This window comes from Clostridium paridis (assembly GCF_016765615.1).
Taxonomy (GTDB): Bacteria; Bacillota; Clostridia; order Clostridiales; family Clostridiaceae; genus Clostridium_T; species Clostridium_T paridis.
In genome coordinates this window covers 1-23,963 of sequence record NZ_JAESWA010000017.1, presented here as the reverse complement: position 1 = coordinate 23,963, position 23,963 = coordinate 1, and the positions used below count along the sequence as shown (strand labels likewise).

Annotated in this window: 25 protein-coding genes; 3 read left to right on the top strand and 22 right to left on the bottom strand. The window is 29.5% G+C overall.

The window, feature by feature from the left end:
• Positions 1–7: 7 nt before the first annotated feature.
• The 16 genes from pstA to sigK all read right to left on the bottom strand — a co-directional run bounded on the left by pstA (position 8) and on the right by sigK (position 15,658).
• Positions 8–892, bottom strand: coding sequence for a phosphate ABC transporter permease PstA (gene pstA, locus JK634_RS03180; protein ID WP_202766177.1), 885 nt, complete (start codon positions 890–892; stop codon positions 8–10).
• 1 nt (position 893) lies between these two features.
• A complete protein-coding gene (pstC, locus tag JK634_RS03175) occupies positions 894–1,784 on the bottom strand; it encodes a phosphate ABC transporter permease subunit PstC (protein ID WP_202766176.1) in 891 nt (296 codons plus the stop codon).
• Between the two features lie 70 nt (positions 1,785–1,854).
• Positions 1,855–2,745, bottom strand: a complete 891-nt coding sequence (locus JK634_RS03170) for a phosphate ABC transporter substrate-binding protein (RefSeq protein WP_202766175.1) — start codon at positions 2,743–2,745, stop codon at positions 1,855–1,857.
• Positions 2,746–2,973: 228 nt separating this feature from the next.
• Entirely contained in the window at positions 2,974–4,671 is a 1,698-nt protein-coding gene (gene pnpS, locus JK634_RS03165) for a two-component system histidine kinase PnpS (RefSeq protein ID WP_202766174.1), read from the bottom strand.
• Positions 4,672–4,673: 2 nt separating this feature from the next.
• Positions 4,674–5,372 carry a response regulator transcription factor gene (locus tag JK634_RS03160; protein WP_202766173.1) on the bottom strand — a complete coding sequence of 233 codons (699 nt, stop codon included), beginning with the start codon at positions 5,370–5,372 and terminating at the stop codon, positions 4,674–4,676.
• A gap of 15 nt (positions 5,373–5,387) precedes the next feature.
• Complete coding sequence (gene pgeF / locus JK634_RS03155) at positions 5,388–6,101, bottom strand: peptidoglycan editing factor PgeF (protein WP_202766172.1); 714 nt, start codon at positions 6,099–6,101, stop codon at positions 5,388–5,390.
• Between the two features lie 184 nt (positions 6,102–6,285).
• Complete coding sequence (gene nrdR, locus JK634_RS03150) at positions 6,286–6,741, bottom strand: transcriptional regulator NrdR (protein ID WP_202766597.1); 456 nt, start codon at positions 6,739–6,741, stop codon at positions 6,286–6,288.
• Between the two features lie 59 nt (positions 6,742–6,800).
• Positions 6,801–7,061: a YlmC/YmxH family sporulation protein gene (locus JK634_RS03145; protein ID WP_202766171.1), complete on the bottom strand. Its 261-nt coding sequence runs from the start codon at positions 7,059–7,061 to the stop codon at positions 6,801–6,803.
• 165 nt (positions 7,062–7,226) lie between these two features.
• Entirely contained in the window at positions 7,227–8,000 is a 774-nt protein-coding gene (gene sigG, locus JK634_RS03140; RefSeq protein WP_202766170.1) for an RNA polymerase sporulation sigma factor SigG, read from the bottom strand.
• Between the two features lie 78 nt (positions 8,001–8,078).
• Positions 8,079–8,786, bottom strand: a complete 708-nt coding sequence (gene sigE, locus JK634_RS03135) for an RNA polymerase sporulation sigma factor SigE (RefSeq protein ID WP_202766169.1) — start codon at positions 8,784–8,786, stop codon at positions 8,079–8,081.
• Between the two features lie 13 nt (positions 8,787–8,799).
• Positions 8,800–9,603, bottom strand: a complete 804-nt coding sequence (locus tag JK634_RS03130; protein WP_202766168.1) for a sigma-E processing peptidase SpoIIGA — start codon at positions 9,601–9,603, stop codon at positions 8,800–8,802.
• A gap of 158 nt (positions 9,604–9,761) precedes the next feature.
• Positions 9,762–10,868: a cell division protein FtsZ gene (ftsZ, locus tag JK634_RS03125; protein ID WP_202766167.1), complete on the bottom strand. Its 1,107-nt coding sequence runs from the start codon at positions 10,866–10,868 to the stop codon at positions 9,762–9,764.
• A 14-nt stretch (positions 10,869–10,882) separates the two neighbouring features.
• A complete protein-coding gene (locus JK634_RS03120; protein WP_202766166.1) occupies positions 10,883–12,109 on the bottom strand; it encodes a cell division FtsA domain-containing protein in 1,227 nt (408 codons plus the stop codon).
• A 138-nt stretch (positions 12,110–12,247) separates the two neighbouring features.
• On the bottom strand, positions 12,248–13,522 hold the full coding sequence (locus JK634_RS03115; protein ID WP_202766165.1) for a glycosyltransferase family 2 protein: 1,275 nt from the start codon (positions 13,520–13,522) through the stop codon (positions 12,248–12,250).
• A 196-nt stretch (positions 13,523–13,718) separates the two neighbouring features.
• Positions 13,719–14,774: a type IV pilus twitching motility protein PilT gene (locus JK634_RS03110; protein ID WP_202766164.1), complete on the bottom strand. Its 1,056-nt coding sequence runs from the start codon at positions 14,772–14,774 to the stop codon at positions 13,719–13,721.
• A gap of 188 nt (positions 14,775–14,962) precedes the next feature.
• Entirely contained in the window at positions 14,963–15,658 is a 696-nt protein-coding gene (gene sigK / locus JK634_RS03105) for an RNA polymerase sporulation sigma factor SigK (protein ID WP_202766163.1), read from the bottom strand.
• A gap of 170 nt (positions 15,659–15,828) precedes the next feature.
• Between sigK and JK634_RS03100 the strand changes: the two genes are divergently transcribed.
• Positions 15,829–16,125 (top strand): hypothetical protein, encoded by a 297-nt coding sequence (locus JK634_RS03100; RefSeq protein ID WP_202766162.1) that lies wholly within the window; start codon positions 15,829–15,831, stop codon positions 16,123–16,125.
• 39 nt (positions 16,126–16,164) lie between these two features.
• Here the strand turns inward: JK634_RS03100 and JK634_RS03095 are convergent, their stop codons facing one another.
• Positions 16,165–17,040: an AraC family transcriptional regulator gene (locus JK634_RS03095; protein WP_202766161.1), complete on the bottom strand. Its 876-nt coding sequence runs from the start codon at positions 17,038–17,040 to the stop codon at positions 16,165–16,167.
• 123 nt (positions 17,041–17,163) lie between these two features.
• Here JK634_RS03095 and fabF point away from each other — a divergent pair, with 123 nt between their 5' ends.
• Positions 17,164–18,399 carry a beta-ketoacyl-ACP synthase II gene (fabF, locus tag JK634_RS03090; protein ID WP_202766160.1) on the top strand — a complete coding sequence of 412 codons (1,236 nt, stop codon included), beginning with the start codon at positions 17,164–17,166 and terminating at the stop codon, positions 18,397–18,399.
• 58 nt (positions 18,400–18,457) lie between these two features.
• Here fabF and JK634_RS03085 read toward each other — a convergent pair whose 3' ends face one another.
• From JK634_RS03085 to JK634_RS03070, 4 genes are all read right to left on the bottom strand, one after another.
• A complete protein-coding gene (locus JK634_RS03085; protein WP_202766159.1) occupies positions 18,458–19,492 on the bottom strand; it encodes a sugar ABC transporter substrate-binding protein in 1,035 nt (344 codons plus the stop codon).
• Between the two features lie 137 nt (positions 19,493–19,629).
• Positions 19,630–20,679 (bottom strand): sugar ABC transporter substrate-binding protein, encoded by a 1,050-nt coding sequence (locus JK634_RS03080; RefSeq protein WP_202766158.1) that lies wholly within the window; start codon positions 20,677–20,679, stop codon positions 19,630–19,632.
• Between the two features lie 90 nt (positions 20,680–20,769).
• Positions 20,770–21,249 carry a cupin domain-containing protein gene (locus JK634_RS03075; RefSeq protein ID WP_202766157.1) on the bottom strand — a complete coding sequence of 160 codons (480 nt, stop codon included), beginning with the start codon at positions 21,247–21,249 and terminating at the stop codon, positions 20,770–20,772.
• Between the two features lie 134 nt (positions 21,250–21,383).
• Positions 21,384–23,048, bottom strand: a complete 1,665-nt coding sequence (locus tag JK634_RS03070; RefSeq protein ID WP_202766156.1) for an MFS transporter — start codon at positions 23,046–23,048, stop codon at positions 21,384–21,386.
• A gap of 143 nt (positions 23,049–23,191) precedes the next feature.
• Here JK634_RS03070 and JK634_RS03065 point away from each other — a divergent pair, with 143 nt between their 5' ends.
• Positions 23,192–23,830 (top strand): TetR/AcrR family transcriptional regulator, encoded by a 639-nt coding sequence (locus tag JK634_RS03065; RefSeq protein WP_202766155.1) that lies wholly within the window; start codon positions 23,192–23,194, stop codon positions 23,828–23,830.
• Between the two features lie 54 nt (positions 23,831–23,884).
• On the opposite strand, the gene JK634_RS20695 is transcribed toward JK634_RS03065, so the two are convergent.
• Positions 23,885–23,963: IS3 family transposase (locus tag JK634_RS20695; protein ID WP_202765996.1), on the bottom strand; the 79-nt coding region annotated here is incomplete at its 5' end.

The following is a 23,963-nucleotide window of genomic DNA, read 5'->3' as shown; positions in this document are numbered from 1 at the left end:
TTTCCTCCTATTTACCACTATATGACTTATATAGTGCATTTCCAATTACTCTTGCTAGAATATTAAATAATAGTACAGCTATAATTAAAACTGCTGATGTACCATTTGCTATTTTTGCAGCATCTGGCACTAAACCTTCAGAGTTTAATTTCCATATATGAACTGCTAGGGTTTCAGCTGGTTTAAATAATGAAAATGGTGATGTATTATTTACAAGACTTATATCTGTAAACTTAAGTCTTCCTGAACTAAGTCCAGCAGTATATAAAAACGCTGCAGCTTCACCAAATATTCTTCCTGAAGCTAATATAATTCCTGTTAATATTTGTGGCATAGCAGAAGGTAATACAACCTTTTTTATTGTTTGCCAATTAGTAGCCCCAAGTCCTAAACTAGCTTCTTTAACTTTTTTTGAGGATGCCTTTATTGCTGTTTCACTTACTCTTGCAAGGGAAGGTAAATTTAGTATGGAAACTGAAATAGCTCCCGCTAATATTGAATATCCCCAATGTAAATATGTTACGAAAACTAATAATCCAAACAAACCTATTACTATAGAAGGTAATGATGCCATTGTTTCTATGGATAATCTAACAAAACGAACAAATCTACCTTCTTTAGAATATTCTGCTAGATATATTCCTGCTCCTATTCCAAATGGAACAGTAATAATTAATGAAATTACAAGCATATATAATGAATTAAATAACTCTGGTCCAATTCCACCTCCAGAAGATGTGGTCTTTGGAGCTGAAGTTAAGAAATTTATATTTAATGAGGATGCTCCTCTATAAATTATATATCCCATAAACGCTACTAGTAGTAATACTACTAAGCTAGAAATAATATACAAAATTATTGTTGCAATCTTATCTTGGGTTTTTGCTTTCATATTACTCACCTCTTGATCCAATCTTTCTAATTATTAATATAAATAAGAAACTAATAACTAGAAGTATTAATGCAAGTGTCCAAAGAGCATTATTCCATGGGGTTCCTGTTGCTGTATTTGCCATATCCATAGTTATAATGCTAGTTAATGTTGCAGTAGAGTCTGTAAGACCAGCCGGGATTCTTGCACTATTACCTATAACCATTTGTACAGCTAATGCCTCTCCAAAGGCTCTTGCTATCCCAAGAACTACTCCTGTTAATATTCCACTTTTGGCAGCTGGAATTATTACCTTACTTATAGTTTGCCACCTAGTAGCACCTAATCCATAAGAAGCTTCTAAATAGTCTCTTGGTACTGTACTAATTGCATCTGAGGCAAGTGAAGCAATAGTTGGTAATATCATTATACTTAAAACTAAAATACCTGATAATAAACTAAAACCTAAACCTCCAAAGGAGTTTTTGATTAATGGTACTAAAATTGATATACCTATCCATCCATAAACTACTGATGGTATTCCAACAAACAATTCTAATGCAGGTTGTAATACCTTTTTACCAAATTTACTTGAAATAAGATTCATAAATATTGCTAAAGCTATAGCAATAGGTGCGCTAATTATAACTGCGCCTACTGAAACAAATGTTGATCCTAGTATGAACACTAAAGCCCCATACTTAGGAGTGCTTGCATCTGGTTTCCAGTTAAGTCCAAGTAACACATCTTTAATGCTTTGTTTATCAGTTATAAATGTTTGAAGCCCCTTTGATGCAATAAAAAACATTATTGAAAGGGTTAGTATTATGATAATTATTCCACATAAATAAGCATATATTTTTCCTGTATATTCTGTTCTTAATTTTTTTATAAAACTTCTTGAGCCTTCCATACTTTAATTATCCCCCTCCATGAAATTTAGGGCTGAAACTAATCAGCCCTTGGAGAATTCTCTTTAATTATTATTTAACCTTCATATCTGATCCGTTGATATATCCTTGTTTATTAATAACTTCTTTGTTTTTATCGCTTCCAACATAATCTAAGAATGCTTTTACTACTTCATTTGGTTCGCCTTTAGTATACATATGTCCCCATGACCAGAATATATATTTTCCAGTTGTTATGTTATCTTTAGTTGGTGCAACATTATCAATGCTTACTCCGCTTAACTTATCTTTAGCTTCATCACTTTGTAAGTATGCAAGTGAAACGTAACTGATTGATCCATCAGACTTCTCCATAGCTTGAACTACAGCTCCGTTACTATCTTGAGTAACACCAAGCTTATCATTTTCTAAATCTTTGTTTCCATCAAGTACAACTTTAACGAAAGTCTTTCTTGTTCCTGAAGAACTTGGTCTGTGAACGATTATGATTTCCTTATCTGGTCCGCCAACTTCTTTCCAATTTTTAATTGTTCCAGCAAATATGTCTTGAATTTGTTTCTTAGTTAAGTTAGTAACATTTAAGTTTTTGTTAACTACTACAGCAAATCCTTGAGCAACCACTTTGTGATCTACAAGTGCTTTAGCATCTTCTGGCTTTAAACTTTCTTCTGCAAATACATCAGAATCTCCTACATCAACTGCTCCTTGAGATACTTGAGTTAATCCTGTACCGGATCCACCACCTTGAGCATTAATTGTTATATCTGGATATTCAGAATTAAATCCATCTTTTGAAGCTTCAACTAATGGTTGTAAAGCAGTTGATCCTGCTAAAGTTATGCTTCCTGATAACTTTTTAGTTTGGTTCGCAGTATCATCTTTCTTTGCACATCCAGCGAAAGCTGAAAGTCCTAATACTAGAGACATACCTAAGATTGTAAATTTTATTCCTTTTCTTTTCATTTCTATTCCTCCAAAACTTTATTTACATATTTATTATTCCTTACAAGATTAATAATAAACCTACAAAGTTAACCCACTATTAGATAAATGTAAATTAGTATTATGCTAATGTTAATTAAAATTAACATTAGCTATATTGACAAGGAATTTTACAATTTAATCTTTATTTAAATTACTTACATATTCTTATTTAATAATAAAAAAAAGAGGCCATTGCCTCTTTTTTTATTATAAATGTTTAATTTTAACTAAGAACTTACTTCCTTTTCCTACTTCACTTTGAACATCAATTGTTCCATTATAACTCTTTATGATATGTTTTACTATTGCAAGCCCCAAACCAGTTCCACCTTTAGCTCTGCTTCTAGCTTTATCAACTCTATAAAATCTTTCAAAGATTCTTGTTAATTCATTTTCAGGTATTCCACAACCTGTATCCTCTACTTCAAAATAATACTCCCCATTCTTACTATAACTTCTGCAGTTTACTGTATCTCCCTCTTCTGAATATTTGATTGCATTTTCCAGAAGATTAATAACCATCTGTTTAAATCCATCTTTACTTCCATACAAATATACAGAAGAATCATTAGAAGTGTTTAGTTGTATTTTTTTATCATCAGCTAGTTTCTTCATTAATAATGTTACATCTTCAACTATTTCTTTAGGATGGAATTCTTCTTTAATAATATCATTGTTTTGTTCAATATTTGATAAAGTTAAGATATCATTAATTAATCTTGTTAGTCTTTCTGATTCATCATCAATAATGCCTAAGAACTTTTGTCTAGTTGCCTCATCTTCAACATATTTTAAGGTTTCAGCAAAACCTTTTATTGAAGTAAGTGGAGTTTTAAGTTCATGAGAAACATTTGCTACAAATTCAGATCTCATATTTTCTAGTCTTCTGATATCAGTTATATCTTGCAGAACAGCAACTGTTCCTATGAATTCACTTCCATTTATAATATCTGTAGTTCTTATTCTTAATATTCTTTCACTTGGCCAAATAATTTTAATCTCATGTACGCCTTCTGATTTCTCTTCAAAGAGAAGATCTAATTCAAAATCACGAATATGATCTAATAGGGGTTTGCCTATTATGTCATCCTTAATGCTAAATATATTTTTTGCATATGGATTTATCATTATTATATTATGCATTCTATCAACTGCTATAACACCGCTGTCCATACTAGTTAAAATAGCTTCAAGTCTATTTTGTTTTTCTACAACTTCGTTTATCTTAGATTGTAATTGTTCTGCCATATTATTAAAAGTTTTTCCTAGCGAACCAAGTTCATCTTTTGAGAAAATTCTAACTCTTCTATTATATTCGCCTTGAGCAATTCTCGATGTTATAAACTCCATTTCCTTAACTGGTTCAACAATAACTTTAATTAATTTAAATGATAACCAAATTGTAACTAAAATTACAATTAAAAAGACTAAAATATAATACTTAAAATATCCATTGTAGAATAACTTAGTATTTTCTAATGGAATTGAAGTTCTAATTATACTTCCATCATCTAATTGGGTTGCATAATAAACCATAGTTTTGTGTAAAGTATTTGAAAATCTAATAGCTGAACCTTCACCATTTTGCCTTGCAGCTTGAACTTCCTCTCTTGTATTATGATTATCGAGTTTTGAACTATCTTCATCTGAGTCAAAGACAACTTTTCCATCTTTTAAGATATATGTAATTCTTATTTCTGGAGTATTTTTATCCGCTGCTGCTAGCTTAGGGATGTTTTCTATATTTTTCAAGTCAGAATATTTAACTAGGTCATTATATATTTTTAAGGTTTCTTTTGCATTATTCACATATTGATAATTTACCATAGTTATAAATGCAGTACTTACTACTATAAGTGCAAACAGAACGGTTACTATTATAGAAAATAAGATTTTTTTTCTCATATTTAATCTCCGCTGAAGAATCTATATCCGATTCCTCTGATTGTCTCAATTAGTTTAGGATTTTTATCATCTTCTTCAACTTTCTTTCTTAGGTGTCTTATATGTACGTCAACCGTTCTAGTTTCACCAATGTACTCATATCCCCATATTTTATCTAATAATGTCTCTCTAGTTAATACTTTTCCTCTATTTCTAATTAATATTTCTAATAATTCGAACTCCTTAAGTGTTAAGTCTACTTTTTGCCCATCTTTAAGTACTTCATGCTTAACAAAATCTACTGATATATTGTATACATTAAACGCTCGTTCAGTTGTTGTATTTGAAGTTGTTCTTCTTAATACTGCTTTTACTCTAGCAAGAATCTCTCTAACTGAAAAAGGTTTAGTAATATAATCATCTGCCCCTAGTTCAAGGCCAAGAATTTTATCAAGTTCTTCACTCTTTGCAGTAATCATTATTATTGGAATATTTTGAGTAGCGCTTTCCCTTCTTATCTCTTTGCAAACATCATAACCATCCATACCTGGAAGCATAACATCTAACAAAATAAGCTTAGGTGGTTCTGCTTTAATTTTTTTTAATGCATCAACACCATTGGTAGCTGTGTCTACCTTGTAACCTGAATTTTCAAAATTAAATTTCAAAAGTTCTAATATATGTTCTTCATCATCAACAATAAATATTTTCTCGCTTGACATTTTTATTACCTCCAGCTATTTTTTTACTATAAATCCATAGCATCTTCCTGAATTAATTCCATCTCTTCTGTAAGAATGCAATTTAATATCTTTTTCACAACAAGTACAGTAATCTAATGTTAATATATTTTTGTCTTCTACTCCTAAGTCATTTAATCCTTTTATAATTGCTTTTTTAAGAGATAAATTTCTACCTTTGAATAAATTTACTCCCCTAAACGAATCTTTATCTGTGAATTGTGTTTTAAGCTCTTCACTTACTTCATAACAACAATCGTGAATATGAGGTCCTATTATTACCTTTATATTTGATATCTTACAGCTGTATTCATTCCCCATTGATAAAACTGTCTTTTTAACAATTTCTTCGTAGGTTCCTCTCCAGCCACTGTGCACTGCTGCAATTATCCCGGTTGATTTATCATAAAGTATAACTGGTACACAATCTGCATAAAAAACTCCTATTCCAGTATTTTTTAAACTAGTTATTATAGCATCTGCCTCTAATTTTGAAGTATCTTCTTCAATGTTAACCAAATTAATTATTCTATCAGAATGTACCTGCGATATATATTTTACAGACTCCATTGAGAAAATATCTTCTAAACTTTTTATATTGGCTCTACCACTCATTGTACTCTTACTATAATTTTTATCTCCAATTGAGAAATATACTTCATAATTGTCATCTACTATACTTATAAAATCCTTCATATTTTTATTTTGCATACTTTCTTACCTCTTAATTTTAACATTTTATATGTATATCTTATTGTATTTATAACAAAAATTAACACGTCTTAACTAAACTATAACATAAATTTTTAATATAACAAAAGGACTACTTACAAAGTTACTAAAATGAAATATTATCTCTTTTTAGTACTCTTTAAATTATGTAGTCCTTAATCCACTATTTATTTAACATTAATCGTTCAATTTCTTGAAGGAAAGTATTTATGTCTTTAAACTGTCTATAAACTGACGCAAACCTAACATAAGCTACTTCATCAATGTCTTTTAATCTATCCATTATCATTTCTCCAATAAGGTCAGACTTTATTTCAGAAATCATCTTATTACTTATTGCTTTTTCTATATCACTTGCGATTTCCTCGATTTGAGCTCTAGAAACAGGTCTTTTCTGACATGCTTTTATTAACCCACTAATTATTTTATCCTTATTAAAGTTTTCTCTGCTTTGATCTTTCTTTATAACAAGAATTGGAATATCCTCAAGCTTCTCATAGGTTGTATATCTTTTACCACAGCTTAAGCATTCTCTTCTTCTTCTAATTGCAGCAAAATCATCAGTCGATCTTGAATCAACTACTTTACTTTCTTCATAGGAACAATATGGACATCTCATTCTATTCACGCCCCTCATATATGATGTAAATATATTATACCTATAAAATGTTAAATTTGCTAGAGTATTTCTTGAGCAATTTCCTTGAGATTTACAAGTATCACATCTTCACCTATTTTAATAATATCGCCCCAAGCTATTTCTATATATTCCATCTTACCAAACCAATTTCCTTTTTGTATTGGAATAAGAATAGACTCAATAGAATTATTATCACAATTTATCTTAAAGTCTCGTGCAAAGCCAATCTTTATTCCTCTTTCTATATCAATAACTTCCATAGTTCTTATAGCATTTAATGAATGTAATATTTCTTCCATTTTTTAATCCCCCTAATTTTAAAACCTATTTCAGGGTTTTAAGTTAAGTTTCCTATCAAAAACCCTATACTACATAATATTCAAATAATATTGTAATATAACTTTATTTTTAATAATAAAATTAAGGGAACTCATAATTCTGAATTCCCTTAATTCAAGCTGTTATTAAACATATTTTCTCATATGCTTCAATGCAGTTTTTTCTAATCGACTAACCTGTGCTTGTGAAATACCAATTTCATCTGCAACTTCCATTTGTGTTCTTCCATTAAAAAATCTTAATGTAAGTATTAATTTTTCTCTTTCATTAAGCTTTTTCATTGCTTCTTTAATAGATATGTTCTCAAGCCAGTTATCGTCACCATTTTTGGTATCACTAATTTGATCCATAACAAAAATGGCATCTCCGCCATCATGATATATAGGCTCAAATAACGATACTGGATCTTGAATAGCATCCAGTGCAAATACAACTTCCTCTCTTGGCAATTCTAGTTCTTTTGCAATTTGAGAAATTGTAGGTTCTTTATTATCTTCATTAATTAATCTATCTCTTACAAGTAGAGCTCTATAAGCAATATCTCTTAATGATCTGCTTACTCTAATTGAATTATTATCTCTTAAATATCTTCTAATCTCACCAATTATCATTGGTACAGCATAGGTGGAAAACTTAACATTTTGCTCTAAGTCAAAATTGTCAATAGCTTTCATTAATCCAATGCAACCCACTTGAAAAAGGTCATCTACATTTTCACCACGGTTGTTAAATCTTTGTATTACACTTAATACTAGCCTTAAATTGCCTTTAATAAAAACTTCTCTAGCACTTTCATCGCCGTTTTTCATTCTAATTAACAACTCTTTCATTTCCTTTGACTTTAGCACTGGTAGTTTAGCTGTATTTACTCCACAGATTTCAACCTTATTAATAATCAAAATGACCAACCCCTTAGGACGTAATAAATGACTGCATTAAGAGTATATCCCTTAGGAGGTTTTTTTATACTAAACATATTAAATCATTTTATTCATTTCTTTTTTTAATCTATTAATTATCTTCTTTTCTAATCTAGAAATATATGATTGAGAAATACCTAACATGTCGGCTACTTCCTTTTGCGTCTTTTCTCTAGAGCCATATAATCCAAATCTTAATTTAACTATTTCCTTCTCTCTGTCATTCAAATTTTTTAGTACCATGAATAATAATTGTTTATCAACTTCATCTTCAATTAAATTATATACAATGTCATTTTCAGTACCTAATATATCTGAAAGCAATAATTCATTTCCATCCCAATCAATATTTAATGGTTCATAAAAAGAAATCTCAGCCTTCACTTTGGAATTTCTTCTTAAATACATTAGTATTTCATTTTCTATACAACGCGATGCATAGGTTGCTAATTTAATTTTCTTCTCTGGATTAAAGGTATTGACTGCCTTTATTAAACCAATAGTTCCTACTGATATTAAGTCTTCAACTCCAACTCCAGTATTTTCAAATTTTCTTGCTATATAAACTACCAATCGCAAATTTCTTTCTATAAGTGTACTTCTGACTTTTTCATTTCCATTCATTAAGTTTGAAACCAATTGTTCTTCTTCTTCCTTTGAAAGTGGAGGTGGAAGTGCATCATTTCCTCCAACGTAATATACTTTTTTTCTAAATAATTTTAGTTTGCTTAATATTCTATTTATTATAATTAGAATTTTATTCATAACGTCAACACCCCTATACTATTCCTCTTGATAATAAAGCTCTATATTCACCATCCTCTGCCAGTGAATGCTCGGTAAAACATACAATTCCTTCTCTTAACAATTTGCAGCTTTCATTTTCTATAATTATTTCATCTACTCTTATTCCTCTTAACATTCCGTCAACACCATTAACAGCTTTAAAATTAATATATAGTAGTTTCTTTGGGTCTAAATCCACATCATCATATAACGCCTTTTCAATAATTATTACCGGTAGATTTGTGATCGGTTCTTTTAGTTCATTTCCAGTATCTAAAAATCCTTGTGTATGAATCTCTTTATTGTTAATTTTAATTGTTAAGTCATAAGTGTAATTACTAACAAAATATTTATCTTTAATTATGTCTACAATTCTTTCAGTAAATATTAAAATACAAAGTATAGCGAGTACCAAGTATTTAATAGGATATGAATTTAAAGTGTATCCCGAATTCAAACTATATCCATTTGAAAAAAATGATAAACCAAAACACACGCCACTTAATAAAAAGGATAGCATTATTAACACCCCTGTTCCTTTAATTAAATTCTTTATATGTGTTGTTCCAATGGTTATATATACCATAATTATTGATACAATTATCTTAAAAGGTATTAATGTAAAGAACTTTAAACTTGGGCTAATCATGACTAAAACATAGAAGGCTCCTAAAGTTGCTGCAAAAACTTCTTGTTTTCTCCTCTTTTTAACCTTTAATAATTTTGTCATTACCATTAATAGAAATAAATTTATTATGAAATTCTCTATAAGTAAAATATCTATGTATATTATCATAATTATCACCCCATTTAAATTATAAAACTAGTCATAGGAAAATATTGTCATTTTAAAAAGGATATTTATGATTATTTTTTTCTTATAATTTACAATTAACTACATTTAATATAAAAAAAGAACCGTTGCTTTTTAAACAACGGTTCTTTAAATTTAAACTATTTTTTTCTATTTCTTAAGAATGTAGGAATGTTAATCTCATCCTCATCCTCTTCAACCTTATGTTGAGCTACTGTTTCTTCTTCTGCTTTTTCTGAAACTATAGTACTAGCTACTTCTTTTTTAGCTTCCTCTTTTGATATACTTCTTACTTCTTCTTCAAAGCCAGTAGCGATTACTGTTATTCTAATTTCATCTTTTAATGTTTCATCAATTACAGCACCAAATATTATATTAGCATCTGGATCTGCAGCATCTTGAACAATTTCTGCAGCCTCATTAATTTCTAATAATCCTAAATCAGCACCACCAGTAACATTAAGTAAAACTCCAGTTGCTCCAACTATTGATGTCTCAAGTAAAGGTGAAGAAATTGCCTGTTTAGCAGCTTCTTGTGCTCTATTATCTCCACTTCCCTTACCTACACCCATGTGTGCAAGTCCTTTATCTAACATTACCGCCCTAACGTCAGCAAAGTCTAAGTTTACAAGACCTGGAATTGTAATTAAGTCAGATATACCTTGTACACCTTGTCTTAATACATCATCTGCAAGCTTGAAAGAATCTAATAAGGTTGTCTTCTTATCAACCATAGTTAACAATCTTTCATTAGGAATGATAACTAATGTATCAACCTTTTCTTTAAGGTTCTCAATTCCCATTTCAGCATGCTTCATTCTTCTTCTTCCTTCAAAAGGAAAAGGTTTTGTTACAACTCCTACAGTTAAAATTCCTAGAGATTTTGCAATTTCAGCAACAACTGGTGCGGCTCCTGTACCTGTTCCACCACCCATACCAGCAGTAATGAATACCATATCAGCGCCTTTTATTGCCTCTTCTATTTCTTCTCTACTTTCTTCAGCTGCCTTTTTACCGATTTCAGGATTAGCTCCAGCACCAAGGCCTTTAGTTAATTTTTCACCAACTTGGATTTTTTGATTTGCATGAGAAAGCATAAGTGCTTGTTTATCTGTATTTATAGCTAAAAATTCAACATTTTTTAATCCTTCAACAATCATTCTATTAACAGCGTTACTACCGCCACCGCCGCAACCTATAACCTTAATATTTGTGAAATCTTGTATATCTACTTCAAAGTCTAACAAAATTTATTCCTCCTTTAGAAAATTCCCTTTAGCATATTTTTAAGTTTGTTCAATTTCTTATTCTTATAATTCTTATTTGCTTCAATTTCATTTTGTTTAAAATCTAATGTATTAAAGTTCTCACATAATAATTCTATATCATCATATGCGCCCTTTACAATAGATAAGGATAAAATAGTTGAAGAATTTTGTAAATTATGACTATTTCTTGTTGTAATTGTAATTTTTTTACCGATAATTGTTTTAGCTAAACCTTTAATGCCCTCAAAATTAACAATTCCTTCACCGAAGATTATTACATTACTTATTTTATCATAGTATGAAGCTTTTTTTAACTGTAAAATTACAATTTTAAGTATTTCTTCAATTCTAGCTTCTATAATTTCCTTTAGTAAAACCTTATCAATTTCTATTGTTCCAATTTTACTATTAATATTATCGTCCAAGTTTGTTAAAGTTTTATAACTAAAGGCATAAATTTCTTTAATTCTTTGGCTTTCCCCTTTTGGCAAACCCAATCCAATTGAAATATCATTGGTAATTTGTTTACCACCAATAGGAATTGAAAACAATTCTTTTGGAATGTCATTATTATATATAGCAATATCAGTTACTTCGTCTCCTATATCAATAAGAGCTGTATCATTGTAATTATTCTCTAAGAAAAACTTTCTGGAATAAATTATATCAGGTGATATTTTATTTACTTTATAACCTATCAAATTAAATACTTCTATATAACTATCTACAATATTTTTTTTGCAGATTATATGACAAAGATTAGCCTTGAGTCTTCTACTTTTCCACCCAATAACATTTTCTTTAATACTTCTATTATCAATTATATAATCAAGAATTATTGTATCAGCTACTATTTCATCTCGTCCTAATACTAAATCTTCTCTTGCTTTTTCAATAATTTTATTAATATCTGATGCGTTTACTTCACCAGTTTTAATAGGATTTTCGTAATTATTATAAGATATTCTGCTTTCTCTTGAAGTTATTCCTACTTGAATAATATAGTCTTTGAGATTTGTATCATTAATTGCTTTATCTAACAATGATTTTAAAACTTTAGATAAGCTTTCTTTATCTTCAATTATTCCTGCAATTACACCTTGTGAAACTTGACTATAACTATTTAATATTTCTAATTCTCCTAATGAATTTATTATTCCTGATGAAATACTAATATTGTATGAACCTATGTCTACTCCTATTAATGCTATATTTCTCAACTGTCGATTCCTCCTTAAGCTTCATCACATATTCATATTCAACACTCATCACTAAATTCCTTCATGTAATTATTGACAATTATCATTTAATCAAAATAAAAAAAACTTGGATTTTCCAAGTTTTTTTACAATATATTCTTAGTTCACTTTTTCCAACTCTGTAATATCAATATTTCTAGTATGCTCAGTATGTGACCATTCTTTGTCGTTCTTTGCTATTATACCTTGTATTGAAATAGGAACCCAAGTTAAAGAATATATTGGGTTAAGTATAAAGTATAACATAATTTTAAAACTCATTTTCTTTTCAATCGCAAGAATAAAGGGACTATATAATATTTGTAATATAAGTAGAATCAATCCACCGTATATTGTTATATTAGCATTTGCCGAATTTAAAAATGAAATAATTCCTATTACCATATTAGGTACCATCATAAATTGATTATATAAGTTCAATGCTAAAGCTATTCCTAGTAAAATAAGTAGTATTGGTTGTATACTATATAACGCACAATCCAGAGCTACTACGTTTAATTCTGTAATTCCCTTTTTTACTAATTTAAAGAAATATCTGCTTGAAACATCAGCAAATCCTTGCATCCATCTTTTTCGTTGTGACCATGACTGAGCTAAAGTTAGTGGTTTTTCATCATATACTACAGCTTCATGTGCCCAACCTACCTTATGTCCATTAAGAACTAATTTACATGAAAACTCTAAATCTTCTGTAAGACAAGTTGCTCCCCAGCCTAACTCCTTTAAAGTATCTGTCTTAATGCAGAAACCGGTTCCCCCAAGTTGGCTAGATAATCCTACATTGCTTCTTGCTAACTGGAACATTCTATTTGAAAGCCAAAAAGAAATTGAATAGTTTGCTGTAATCCATGTATCGTTAGGATTCTTTGAATCCAAATATCCTTGTACTACCTTATATCCATCAATGAATTTATTATTTATTTCTAATAAAAAATTCTTGCTAACTAAATTATCAGCATCAAATACTCCCACTGAATCATATTGTTTTTTCATCTTGAATATCTTGTCAAACATCCATTCAAGTGCATAACCTTTTCCTTTTTTAGTTTCATCAAAACGTTCATATACTTTTGCACCAGCTTCCCTTGCTATTGCGGCAGTTCTGTCAGAACAATTATCTGCTATAACAAAGATATCAAATAGCTCTTTGGGATAATCCAGTCTTTTAAAGCTTTCAATTATTCCTTTGATTACTTTTTCTTCATTATGTGCTGCGACAATTAAGGCAAAGCTAGTTTTTGGAGGTTTATGTCCTTTGGACTTCTTTTTAAATAATCCAAAAAGTGAAAGAAACAAAAAATATAGGGAAATGATGAATACTAAATTTGAAAATATTACAGAAATAAAATTAAAGATACCTTTAATATAATACATTTAATGCTCCCCCCTAGTTCATACATATTTTAGCACAAAAAAATGATTATTACCACTTAATGTTATATATTTAAACTAATATTAATATTGTTTTCCTATTTCCTATATTTATCCCCCAAAAAATAAAACACCTTGTAAATCTTATCTTAAATTCTTATGATTTACAAGGATAATTTTAGTTTTACCAAAAGATTCTTTATAGTAGCATAATTCGCTTTATAGTCTCACTATCTACTGCGTAGCTTAGTGCGGTTTCTGACGTAATAATTCCTTTTCTATACAATTCAGATAAAGCCATATCCATGGTCTTCATTCCATATTTACTTCCAGTTTGAATAGAAGATTCAATTTGATGAGTTTTTCCCTCTCTTATTAAGTTTTGAATACCAGGTGTAGTAACCATTACTTCAAGAGCTGCAACTCTTCCTTTCTTATCCGCTGTTGGAACTAATTGTTGAGAAATAATTCCTTGTAAAACAGCTGAAAGCTGAATTCTTATTTGCTGCTGTTGATGTGGTGGGAAAACATCTACAATTCTATCGATTGTCTTAGCTGCACCTATTGTATGTAAGGTTGAAAATACAAGATGACCAGTCTCAGCAGCAGTTATTGCTATTGCAATAGTTTCTAAATCTCTCATCTCACCTACTAAAATAACATCTGGGTCTTCTCTAAGAACTGCCCTTAATGCATTTTCATAACTTTTAGAATCTTTACCTATTTCTCTTTGATTTATTATACATTGTTTGTGTTTATGTAAATACTCAATCGGATCTTCTAAAGTAATTACATGTTCTTCTCTTGTATTATTTATCTGGTTAATCATAGCCGCTAATGTAGTAGATTTACCACTTCCTGTAGGTCCTGTTACTAGAACTAACCCTCTCTTTTTCTCGGTTAATGTTTTTACAATCTCAGGATGTTTTAATTCTTCTAATGTAGGTATTTTTAATGCTATAACTCTTAATGCTAAGGCATCTGAATTTCTTTGCTTAAAGGCATTTACTCTAAATCTACCATAACCTGAAATTGAATATGAGGTATCATATTCTCCCGCCTCATTATATATAGGATATTTATCCTCTAGAATTTCCATTGTAAATCTATTTGTATCTGCAGGTGTTAATGACTCTTTACCAATTTTAATTAACTCTCCATTAACTCTTATTATTGGTGGTATTCCTACAGTTAAATGTAAATCTGATGCTCCCCTTTCTAAAGTATCCTTTAATAAATTCAATAAATCATACATAAATATCCTCCAATCTAATTTGCATACTATCCCTAAGTATATTATAACATTTTTTTCATATAAAAAAATCTCCATTTCAACATAAAAGGCTAAAATCTGTTTTTTTATATAATTAAAGTTCTTTTACACTTTGTCCATAAGTCAAAAGTGAAAATTCTAACTATATATCACAAGATTTTAGCCTTATACTAGTACCTTCCATTCATTTCCTTATATAATTTTTTCAGAGCTTTTTTTTCTATTCTAGATACATATGATCTCGAAATACCTAAGAGAGCAGCTATTTCTCTTTGTGTTTTTATCTTACCATCTAGCAGTCCATATCTCATTTCAATTATTTCTTTTTCTCTTAAAGTTAAAAATTTGCTCATTTTGTTGTACAAACTCTTAACTTGAAGATTATTTTCAACAATCTCTACTACTGAATCACTATCACTACTTAGTACATCCATTAAACAAATTTCATTGCCTTCTTTATCAATACCAATGGGATCCTGTAAATATACTTCTCCCTTGTTTTTTTTATTATTTCTAAAAAGCATAAGAATTTCATTTTCTATACACCTAGCAGCGTAGGTAGCAAGTCTAGTTCCTTTGGTTGAATCAAAAGACTCTATAGCCTTAATTAATCCCACTGTACCTATTGAGATTAAATCATCAACCTCCTTGTTTTGTACAGAATACTTCTTTACTATATGTGCCACAAGTCTCAAGTTTCTTTCAATAAGTATTGACTTTGCTGAGGTTTCACCTTCACGTAATTTTCTTAAATATAGTTCTTCCTCTTCCTCGGAAAGAGGTTTTGGGAAAGTATTATTGTTTACATATCCTGTTAGAAAAGGTAAATTGCATATTAGCTCAAATAAATTTGCAACAATAATCAAAGCCTTGCCTCCTAGTAATGCTTATTAATATATTATGAGGTAAGCCTGTACTTATTTACTAATATTTTTTTATTTTTTTCCTATAATTATGCATATTTATTTTTAGAAAATACTATTCAGTTTGTATAAATATTGTATAGGTAAACATATATATTTTATGAGGTGATATCATGAGAATAATTAATGACTCTATTAGGTTTTCTGAAAAAACTTCTGGCGGAAGAGTATTAAATAAAACTTATAAAACATATCCATTCTATGTATCCCAAGCAACCGTTGCTCTACAGGGAATCGATTATGGATTTTCTGATGAAGAAGGTCCATTTTTTAGAAGTACAGTTGATTGTAAGTTACAAGTTATTAGCCCCTATGAGGTTCAAGTAACAGTTGTTTTCGGGTTTAGAGGTAGTAAATTTGAGAAAAGAACTGATGCCATAATAAATTACACTATACTCCTATTTTCATAAAGTAAAAAAATAGAAGTAGCTACTGATGGCTACTTCTATTTATTCTATAGGTTGATAAATATCAAGTTCACAATAATTGTCTTTTGTTAAAGATGAATCTATATATTCAAGTCTAAAGGAATCTGCAAATTTAAACTCTGATTTATATATCCATTTTCTATATAAATGAGCTAGAACTCTTCCTATATGTCTTCCCCTAATTTCATCTGGATTAAAAAATCCAATAAATCTAAATACAACATATTTATTTGCAGGTATCGTTACACCTTTCATTCCGTCTGGTATATGTTCTAAATCTGCTACTTGTGTAGATGGCATGTAATATATATATCCGTTATCATTTTGACTCCAATCTGTATACCCAATATAAATGTGTGAATTTATAGGATTCACAATCTCATTTTTGCGATTATAAAAAAATTCACGTCCATAAGTATTGGCTGCGTTATCTCCAGATTTACTCATAATTTTATATTCTGTACCTACAATATTAAATTTTTGTTTAAATATAAAAGAAGGTTTATAGGTTATAGAATTGTCTACAGTAAGTATATCATTTATATTTATTTTTTCTGTAAGAACCATTGAAACATCATCTGTACGAACTTTTAATGGAGTGTGTCCAAATTTTTTCTTAAAAGCTCTAATATAAGATTGCTCATAATTAAAACCATAATCCATAGCAATATCTATAATTCTCTTATTAGTATGTACCAATTCATCTATACTTGCAGTAAGTTTCCTTGATTGTACATATTCTATAATTGACTCTCCTGTTAATGATTTAAATACTCTATGAAGATAATATTTTGATATTCCAGTTTCTTCAGAAATTTCATCTAAAGATATTTTATTATAGATATTATCCTCTATATATTCTATGCATTCTTCTATTGTATCCTTTAAATCAATCATAATAACCTCAATTGATGCTTAAAAAAGCAATTGTTGTTCATTTTTAATAAATTATATATGATATTTTATTTAGTGTAAATATATGTGAATATTAATACTTTATATAATATGGAGGTTTATTAAATGAAAAAACGTGTAGTAATCACTGGAACAGGTGTAGTTTCATCTGTTGGTATGGGAACTGAAGAATTCTGGAATAACATAAAAGAAGGAAAAAGTGGAATAAGTAAAATAGAAAGAGTTGATGTTTCAGATATGCCTACGAAAGTTGCTGCTGAAATTAAAGATTTTAATCCTGAAATTTATATTGAAAAAAAAGAAATAAGAAGAATGGATAGATTCTCACAGTACGCTATTGCTGCAGCACAAATGGCCATAGAGAATTCTAAGCTTGACTTAAAAAATGTCAACAAAGAACGTCTAGGCGTAATTGTAGGTTCAGGAATTGGTGGAATCGAAACTTTAGAAAATCAATATAACACTCTAATTGAAAAAGGTCCAGGAAGAGTTAGTCCATTTTTAGTACCTATGATGATATCCAATATGGCATCTGGTCTTATTGCTATAAGATTTGGTGCAAAAGGTTTTGTTGAATGTACAGTAACAGCCTGCGCAACTTCTACAAATACATTAGGAGATGCCTTTAAGGTTATTCAAAGAGGTGACGCTGACGCAATAATCGCTGGTGGTACTGAAGCCTCAATTACTAGATTATGTTTAGCTGGCTTCTGTTCAAGCAAAGCCATGACTAGAAATGAGGATCCAACTACTGCTTCAAGACCTTTTGATAAAGAGAGAGATGGGTTTATCATGGGTGAAGGTGCTGGAATGCTAATTCTTGAAGAATACGAACATGCAATTAAAAGAGGTGCCAATATTATTGCTGAGGTTGTTGGATATGGTTGCACTAATGATGCTTATCACATTACTTCACCAGCAGAGGGTGGCGAAGGTGCAGCAAGATCAATGAAAACAGCAATTGAAGATGCAGGAATAAACCCATCAGAGATAGGCTATATTAATGCTCATGGTACTTCCACTTCAGCTAATGATAAGAATGAAACAGCTGCTATTAAAACTGTTTTTGGTGAATATTCTTACAAATTACCTATTAGTTCTACAAAATCAATGACTGGACATATGTTAGGGGCTACTGGTGCAGTTGAAGCAATTATAACGGCTCTAGCACTTAAAGATGGATTTATACCTCCAACAATAAATTATAATACTCCGGATCCTGAATGCGATTTAAATTACACTCCAAATAAAGGCATATCTACTGATATAAATTATGCTCTATCGAACTCACTTGGTTTTGGTGGACATAATGCTACTATAGTTTTGAAAGCATTTAAATAAAAATCTTGTTTGAATTTCTAAAAAAACTGCCTAAGTTAGGCAGTTTTTTAATTAGGATTTACTTAATGTTATTTTTTCCATATACATCTTCTTTTTTTAAGTATCCACTATTTATAAGTATTTGAACTAAATTATCTTTAGTTACCAATGTAGGTGAAATAAATATCGATTGCACATCTGTTTTACCATTATTAATAGTATCAGTCGAATCTATTGCTTCACCAAGTGCTAGTTTTTTTGCAGATTCAATGGCTACTTTTCCCAACTCCCTTGTGTCCTTAAAAACTGTCATAGATTGTGTACCTTCTATAATTCTACGAATAGCTTGAAAATCTGCATCCTGACCAGTTACTGCAACTTTTCCTGCTAACCCTTGTTCTTTTAAAGCATCTATTGCCCCACCTGCAATATCATCATTTGGTGCTAACACTGCATTTACAGCATTCTTATTAGCAATCAATGCCTCTTTTACAAAACCATATGCAATTTTAGGATCCCAATTATCTACTGCTTTATCTGCAACAATTTTTATATCTCTCAATGTTACAAGAGGATTTATAAATGCCATTGCCCCTTCTTTAACTAACTTGGCATTATTATCCTCAGGATCTCCAGATAAGATAATATAATTTCCTTTTGGAACTTTTTCAATTAAATATCTTCCCTGTAGTTCTCCAACTCTTTCATTATTAAAGGTAATATATAAATCTAAATCACTATTTTTTATTAGTCTATCATATGCAATCACTTTAATATTTGACTTATGTGCTTTATCTACTAAGTCCTCAAAAGCCAAAGGATTAATAGCAGCTATGATTAAAACTCCAATACTGCCTTTGGTGATTAATTCATCTACTTGTGCTTTTTGATCATTTGCATCTCTAGCAAGTCTGACATCTAATGAAACACCAATTTCTTTAGCTCGTTGCTTCATTGCTTCTAAATCTTTGATCCACCTTTCCTCCTGCTGTAAGGGGAGGGATACTCCTATTGGTGCTTGTCTGAAATTTAAGAATACTTCATTAAATTCTAAAATGTCTTTATTTATAAACCTAATAGGTACATGAAATTCATTTGGTAAACTTAGGAACATGATTACCTCTATAAACTAATTATTTATTTATAAATTTATTCAAATAATCATTTATCTATGAATGTTTTCATATATTAAAAACTAAGAATCATTTTATAATCTTTTTATATCAATAAAATAAAAAACTACCCAAATTATTAGGTAGTAAAAACATCCGATTTTTTAATAAATCCACTATTTATTAGTATAGCCTCTAAATTATCTTTTGTCACTGCTACAGAATCCAATAAAATAGATGGTACTTCAATTTTACCATTATTGGTTGTACCACTTAGATCTAATGCTTTTCCTTCTGAAAGTTTTATTGCTGCATCTATTGCTGCTGCTCCTAAAGCTCTTGTATCTTTGAAAACAGTCATTGCTTGAGTTCCTTGCACTATCCTTTTTGCTGCATCAACATCAGCATCTTGACCTGTAACTATAACTTTTCCTGCCAATCCTTGTTCTTTTAAAGCATCTATTGCAGCTCCGGCAATTGCATCATTTGGTGCTAATATTGCATTTATGTTATTTTTATTATCCTTTAGTGAATCAGCTACTATTTTATATGCATTTTTAGGATCCCAATTTAATACTGGCATATTTGTAACTATTTTAATTTCTCTTTGCGTAACTAGAGGTTGAATAAATTCCATTGCTCCTTTTAACAAAAGTGCTGAATTATTATCTTCAGGATCTCCTGTTAAAATAATATAATTACCTTTTGGAGCAGTTTTTGTAAGATATTGTCCTTGAATTTCTCCAACGCGTTGGCTATCAAAGGTTACATATAAATCAACATCACTATTTTTTATTATTCTATCATAGGCAATTACTTTAACATTCACTTTATGTGCTTTGTCAACTATTGAAGCTGCAGCAACTGAATCTGTTGGGGCTATTATTAATATACTTATACCCTCTGATAACAATTTATCCACTTTTGTATCTTGATTAGCAAACACGTTATTTGAAACTTCTGATTTTAAAAATGCTCCTTTTTCTTTTGCTTCCTTCTCCATTGCTGCAAGATCTCTAATCCATCTCTTTTCTACTCCATCTGGTAAGGATACTCCTATAGTTCCTTGTCTTTTGCCACTGTCCATAAGTTCTTCTTCTCTCATTAAAATTAACTTATCTATTTCTAAGAAATCCCTACTCACATAATTAAATTGCATTAATAAAGGTTTTGGTATTAATTGGTACATAATGCCTCTTTAATACTATTATTCTTATAACTAGAATATTCACGCTAAATTAAAGCTATGTATATAATTCTAATTAAATTTAATATTTATTCACCATTTATCTTTTACTTTTTCTTCTCCCTTATAATAATCTACTTTTGCACTACTTTCGTATATCTCTTCGTATGGCAAAATATTTATTTTTCCTGAATCCGGATATTCACATACATCTAGCCCAAATACTGTCCTGATATCTAAAAACTTGCATGGTTCAGTGGTGTGATTATATAGTTGATGTGCTCCACTTGGCCCCATTTTGAAAAATACAATATCACCTTCATTTAGAATTAAGAATTCATCTGGAATTCTTAAAGTTACCGTGCCGGAGAGTATTACAAATAATTCCTCTGAATTTCTATGAAAGTGATATGGATATGAGTACTTTCCCGGATCAAGAAATCTTACATTAAATTGCATATGTTCTGATTTAGCTAATTCTGATAATTTTTCACTTGTATGCCAAGAGAATTCTGGTATTGGTGACTGTCTTAATTTAAACTGCATCGTATCTTTTCTAAAAATTTGAGCCACTTTATATTCCCCCTTTTAATTAATAAAAAAAGATAGGTTTATAACTACTTTTATAAACCTATCTTAAAACACATTTTAATTTTAAGTAGTTAATTATTTCCATTATATACAATAAACTAATATCTTTTTATATTCTATGCTATGGCCTTAGATTTTTTTCCACTCTTAATTTCATTTCTAATATTAAAAGGCACTATGAACAATCCAAATAATGCGATTATACCAGTTATCATGTAACTCTTATTATAAACCTCATTACTTTCATCTTCTTTAATTTTGTTTATATCTTGTAACACTTTATTCACTTCAATCTCTTGCGCTTGAAATTTCTTTGAGACCGCCTCTTGCATATTTTGTGGAACTGTAGGTAAAATCGTTTTTTCCTTCTGAGATATTATATTGTGTACCATTTCTTTTGAAAAGACTTCTCCTTTGCTAGCTGACGAATCATTAATCTTATCATTGATTGTGTCCTTAACTTCTTGTTCTAGAACTACATTTTCATTTACTTTTTCTATTATTTTATTTTTTGTATTATCAATTGCTATATTTGTATAATGTGTACTTAAAGTAGAAACTAATGCAATTGCAATACATGCTGTTAATTGTCTTAAGCTATTTAGTACACCAGAAGCCATTCCATTTTTATCAAGAGAAATCTCTTCAAATGCACTTTGATATAGTGGCGTTGTAGAAGCCATACCTAATCCAAGTATAATAAATGCTATATAAATAATTTTAGTATTGTTGCTGCTATTCATAAATATAAACATCAAATCTCCTAAGGAAATAAATACAATTGCGCAGAATGAAACAACTCTCGAAGAAGTTTTTTTAGAAATTAGTGCAAATATTGGTGACATTATAAACGAAGTTGCGCTAGTTATTCCAATAATCAAACCTGATTTTAGAACCGAATACCCAAGTTGATTTTCAAGATAAAAATTCATAAGGTATGAAATAGGCATATATGCAAAAAAGATTATTGAAATTAAAATAATTGATGCAGTATAGCTTTTTGTCTTAAATAAACTAAAATCTATCATTGCGTTAGGAATTTTTCTTTCATATATTAAAAAAATTATTATAGATACTAGCGATGTTATCATTAAAAAAATAATTTTATTACTACTCCATCCATATTCATTTCCTTTAACTAACAAGAATGTAAGTGCGCCTAAGCCATATGCTAGAAGAATCGAACCTACAATATCAACTTTTTTCTCAATTGTTCTATCATAACATTCAACTACATATTTTTTACCTAAAAATAATGCTATTAAGATGAAAGGTATATTCACATAAAAAATAGCTTTAAAATTAAAAGCTTCATTTAAGACCCCACCTAATACTGGACCAGATGCAGCTGAAATAGATATAATCATTCCAATAATAATTGCTAATTTTCCCATAGCATCTTTTCCAAAAAGTTCAATGCCTAAAGGTATTGCTAATGGAGTTAAAATAGCTGCCCCTACACCTTGAATTATTCTAAAAAATATAATCATTGGTAATGAAGTTGAAAGACCACAACATACAGAAGAAATTCCAAAGATAAATAATCCAATTAAAAATAATTTCTTTCTTCCGTAAATATCTGCAATTTTAGAAAAATTAATAAGTAATGCTGAAAAAGGGATTAAATATGATGTACTAACCCAAGAAATTCCTGTAATGTTTGTATTAAAATAATTAGCCATAGAAGGTAATGATACATTTACTATTGTTCCATCCAAAACGGTTAAAAAACATGCGATTGCTAATGAGATAAATGCAAAAATTTTTTCTTTTTTATTCATGATAACACTCCTTAGATCATAATATGAAATTAATTTCATATTCATATATTATCAATAGAATTTTCTCCTGTCAATAACATGAAATGAATTTCATGTTATTGACTTTTTATTTTAGCTATTTTAATATTATATTAGGTGATGATATGGAAAGAAAAATACGAAAACCAACTCAAAAAAGAGCTTTAGAAAAGATGGATAAAATTATTCAGGCCTCATTTAAGCTATTCAACGAAATAGGCTACTATAACACTACTACTGCAGATATTGCTAAAGAAGCTGGCGTTGCTACCGGTTCTGTATACGCTTATTTTGAAGATAAAAAAGACATTTACTTACATGTTCAAAAAATGGTATCTGACAGATTTATTTACCCTACGAAAGATTTTTGGATGGAAAATAAGATAATTGATTTGGAAAACGAAAATGCTGTAAAAGATATATTTAGAGTTTTTGTGAAATTAATGATTCAGTATCACAATTTTTCTAAAATCTATCATGATGAATTAGATGCCTTAACTTTATTAGATAAGGACGTTAGAAATTTAAAAGAAGCTCAAGAAATAGAAAGAATAAAGAAAATTTACGAAGTTTTTGATATCATGTCTATTCCTTTTAAAAGTGAAGAAGATTCTGCTATCTTTCTTCATTATTGCAATCTAATTATAGATGATATATGCCACAAAATTCTTTATGACGAAAATATAAAAGATATAAATTCGTATATTGAAAAAGGTGTTGATATGATTTATTCTCTATTTAAATCTACTACACTCACTAGTTAATTTAATAAAAAAGAGCTAAAATGAACTGAACCCATAATTTTAGACAATTTTTAATTAAGCTATCTTCAAGGACTGGAGCCTGTATTGAACAGGACTCAGTCCTTTTAGTTTGATCTTAATACGATTATTGTTG

What these genes read in the sequence shown, in the direction of transcription:
- pstA (WP_202766177.1), bottom strand. Translation starts at nt 892, where the DNA reads ATGAAAGCAAAAACCCAAGATAAGATTGCAACAATAATTTTGTATATT.
- pstC (WP_202766176.1), bottom strand. Translation starts at nt 1,784, where the DNA reads ATGGAAGGCTCAAGAAGTTTTATAAAAAAATTAAGAACAGAATATACA.
- JK634_RS03170 (WP_202766175.1), bottom strand. Translation starts at nt 2,745, where the DNA reads ATGAAAAGAAAAGGAATAAAATTTACAATCTTAGGTATGTCTCTAGTA.
- pnpS (WP_202766174.1), bottom strand. Translation starts at nt 4,671, where the DNA reads ATGAGAAAAAAAATCTTATTTTCTATAATAGTAACCGTTCTGTTTGCA.
- JK634_RS03160 (WP_202766173.1), bottom strand. Translation starts at nt 5,372, where the DNA reads ATGTCAAGCGAGAAAATATTTATTGTTGATGATGAAGAACATATATTA.
- pgeF (WP_202766172.1), bottom strand. Translation starts at nt 6,101, where the DNA reads ATGCAAAATAAAAATATGAAGGATTTTATAAGTATAGTAGATGACAAT.
- nrdR (WP_202766597.1), bottom strand. Translation starts at nt 6,741, where the DNA reads ATGAGATGTCCATATTGTTCCTATGAAGAAAGTAAAGTAGTTGATTCA.
- JK634_RS03145 (WP_202766171.1), bottom strand. Translation starts at nt 7,061, where the DNA reads ATGGAAGAAATATTACATTCATTAAATGCTATAAGAACTATGGAAGTT.
- sigE (WP_202766169.1), bottom strand. Translation starts at nt 8,786, where the DNA reads ATGAATAAAATTCTAATTATAATAAATAGAATATTAAGCAAACTAAAA.
- JK634_RS03130 (WP_202766168.1), bottom strand. Translation starts at nt 9,603, where the DNA reads ATGATAATATACATAGATATTTTACTTATAGAGAATTTCATAATAAAT.
- JK634_RS03115 (WP_202766165.1), bottom strand. Translation starts at nt 13,522, where the DNA reads ATGTATTATATTAAAGGTATCTTTAATTTTATTTCTGTAATATTTTCA.
- JK634_RS03110 (WP_202766164.1), bottom strand. Translation starts at nt 14,774, where the DNA reads ATGTATGATTTATTGAATTTATTAAAGGATACTTTAGAAAGGGGAGCA.
- JK634_RS03100 (WP_202766162.1), top strand. Translation starts at nt 15,829, where the DNA reads ATGAGAATAATTAATGACTCTATTAGGTTTTCTGAAAAAACTTCTGGC.
- JK634_RS03095 (WP_202766161.1), bottom strand. Translation starts at nt 17,040, where the DNA reads ATGATTGATTTAAAGGATACAATAGAAGAATGCATAGAATATATAGAG.
- fabF (WP_202766160.1), top strand. Translation starts at nt 17,164, where the DNA reads ATGAAAAAACGTGTAGTAATCACTGGAACAGGTGTAGTTTCATCTGTT.
- JK634_RS03085 (WP_202766159.1), bottom strand. Translation starts at nt 19,492, where the DNA reads ATGTTCCTAAGTTTACCAAATGAATTTCATGTACCTATTAGGTTTATA.
- JK634_RS03080 (WP_202766158.1), bottom strand. Translation starts at nt 20,679, where the DNA reads ATGTACCAATTAATACCAAAACCTTTATTAATGCAATTTAATTATGTG.
- JK634_RS03070 (WP_202766156.1), bottom strand. Translation starts at nt 23,048, where the DNA reads ATGAATAAAAAAGAAAAAATTTTTGCATTTATCTCATTAGCAATCGCA.
- JK634_RS03065 (WP_202766155.1), top strand. Translation starts at nt 23,192, where the DNA reads ATGGAAAGAAAAATACGAAAACCAACTCAAAAAAGAGCTTTAGAAAAG.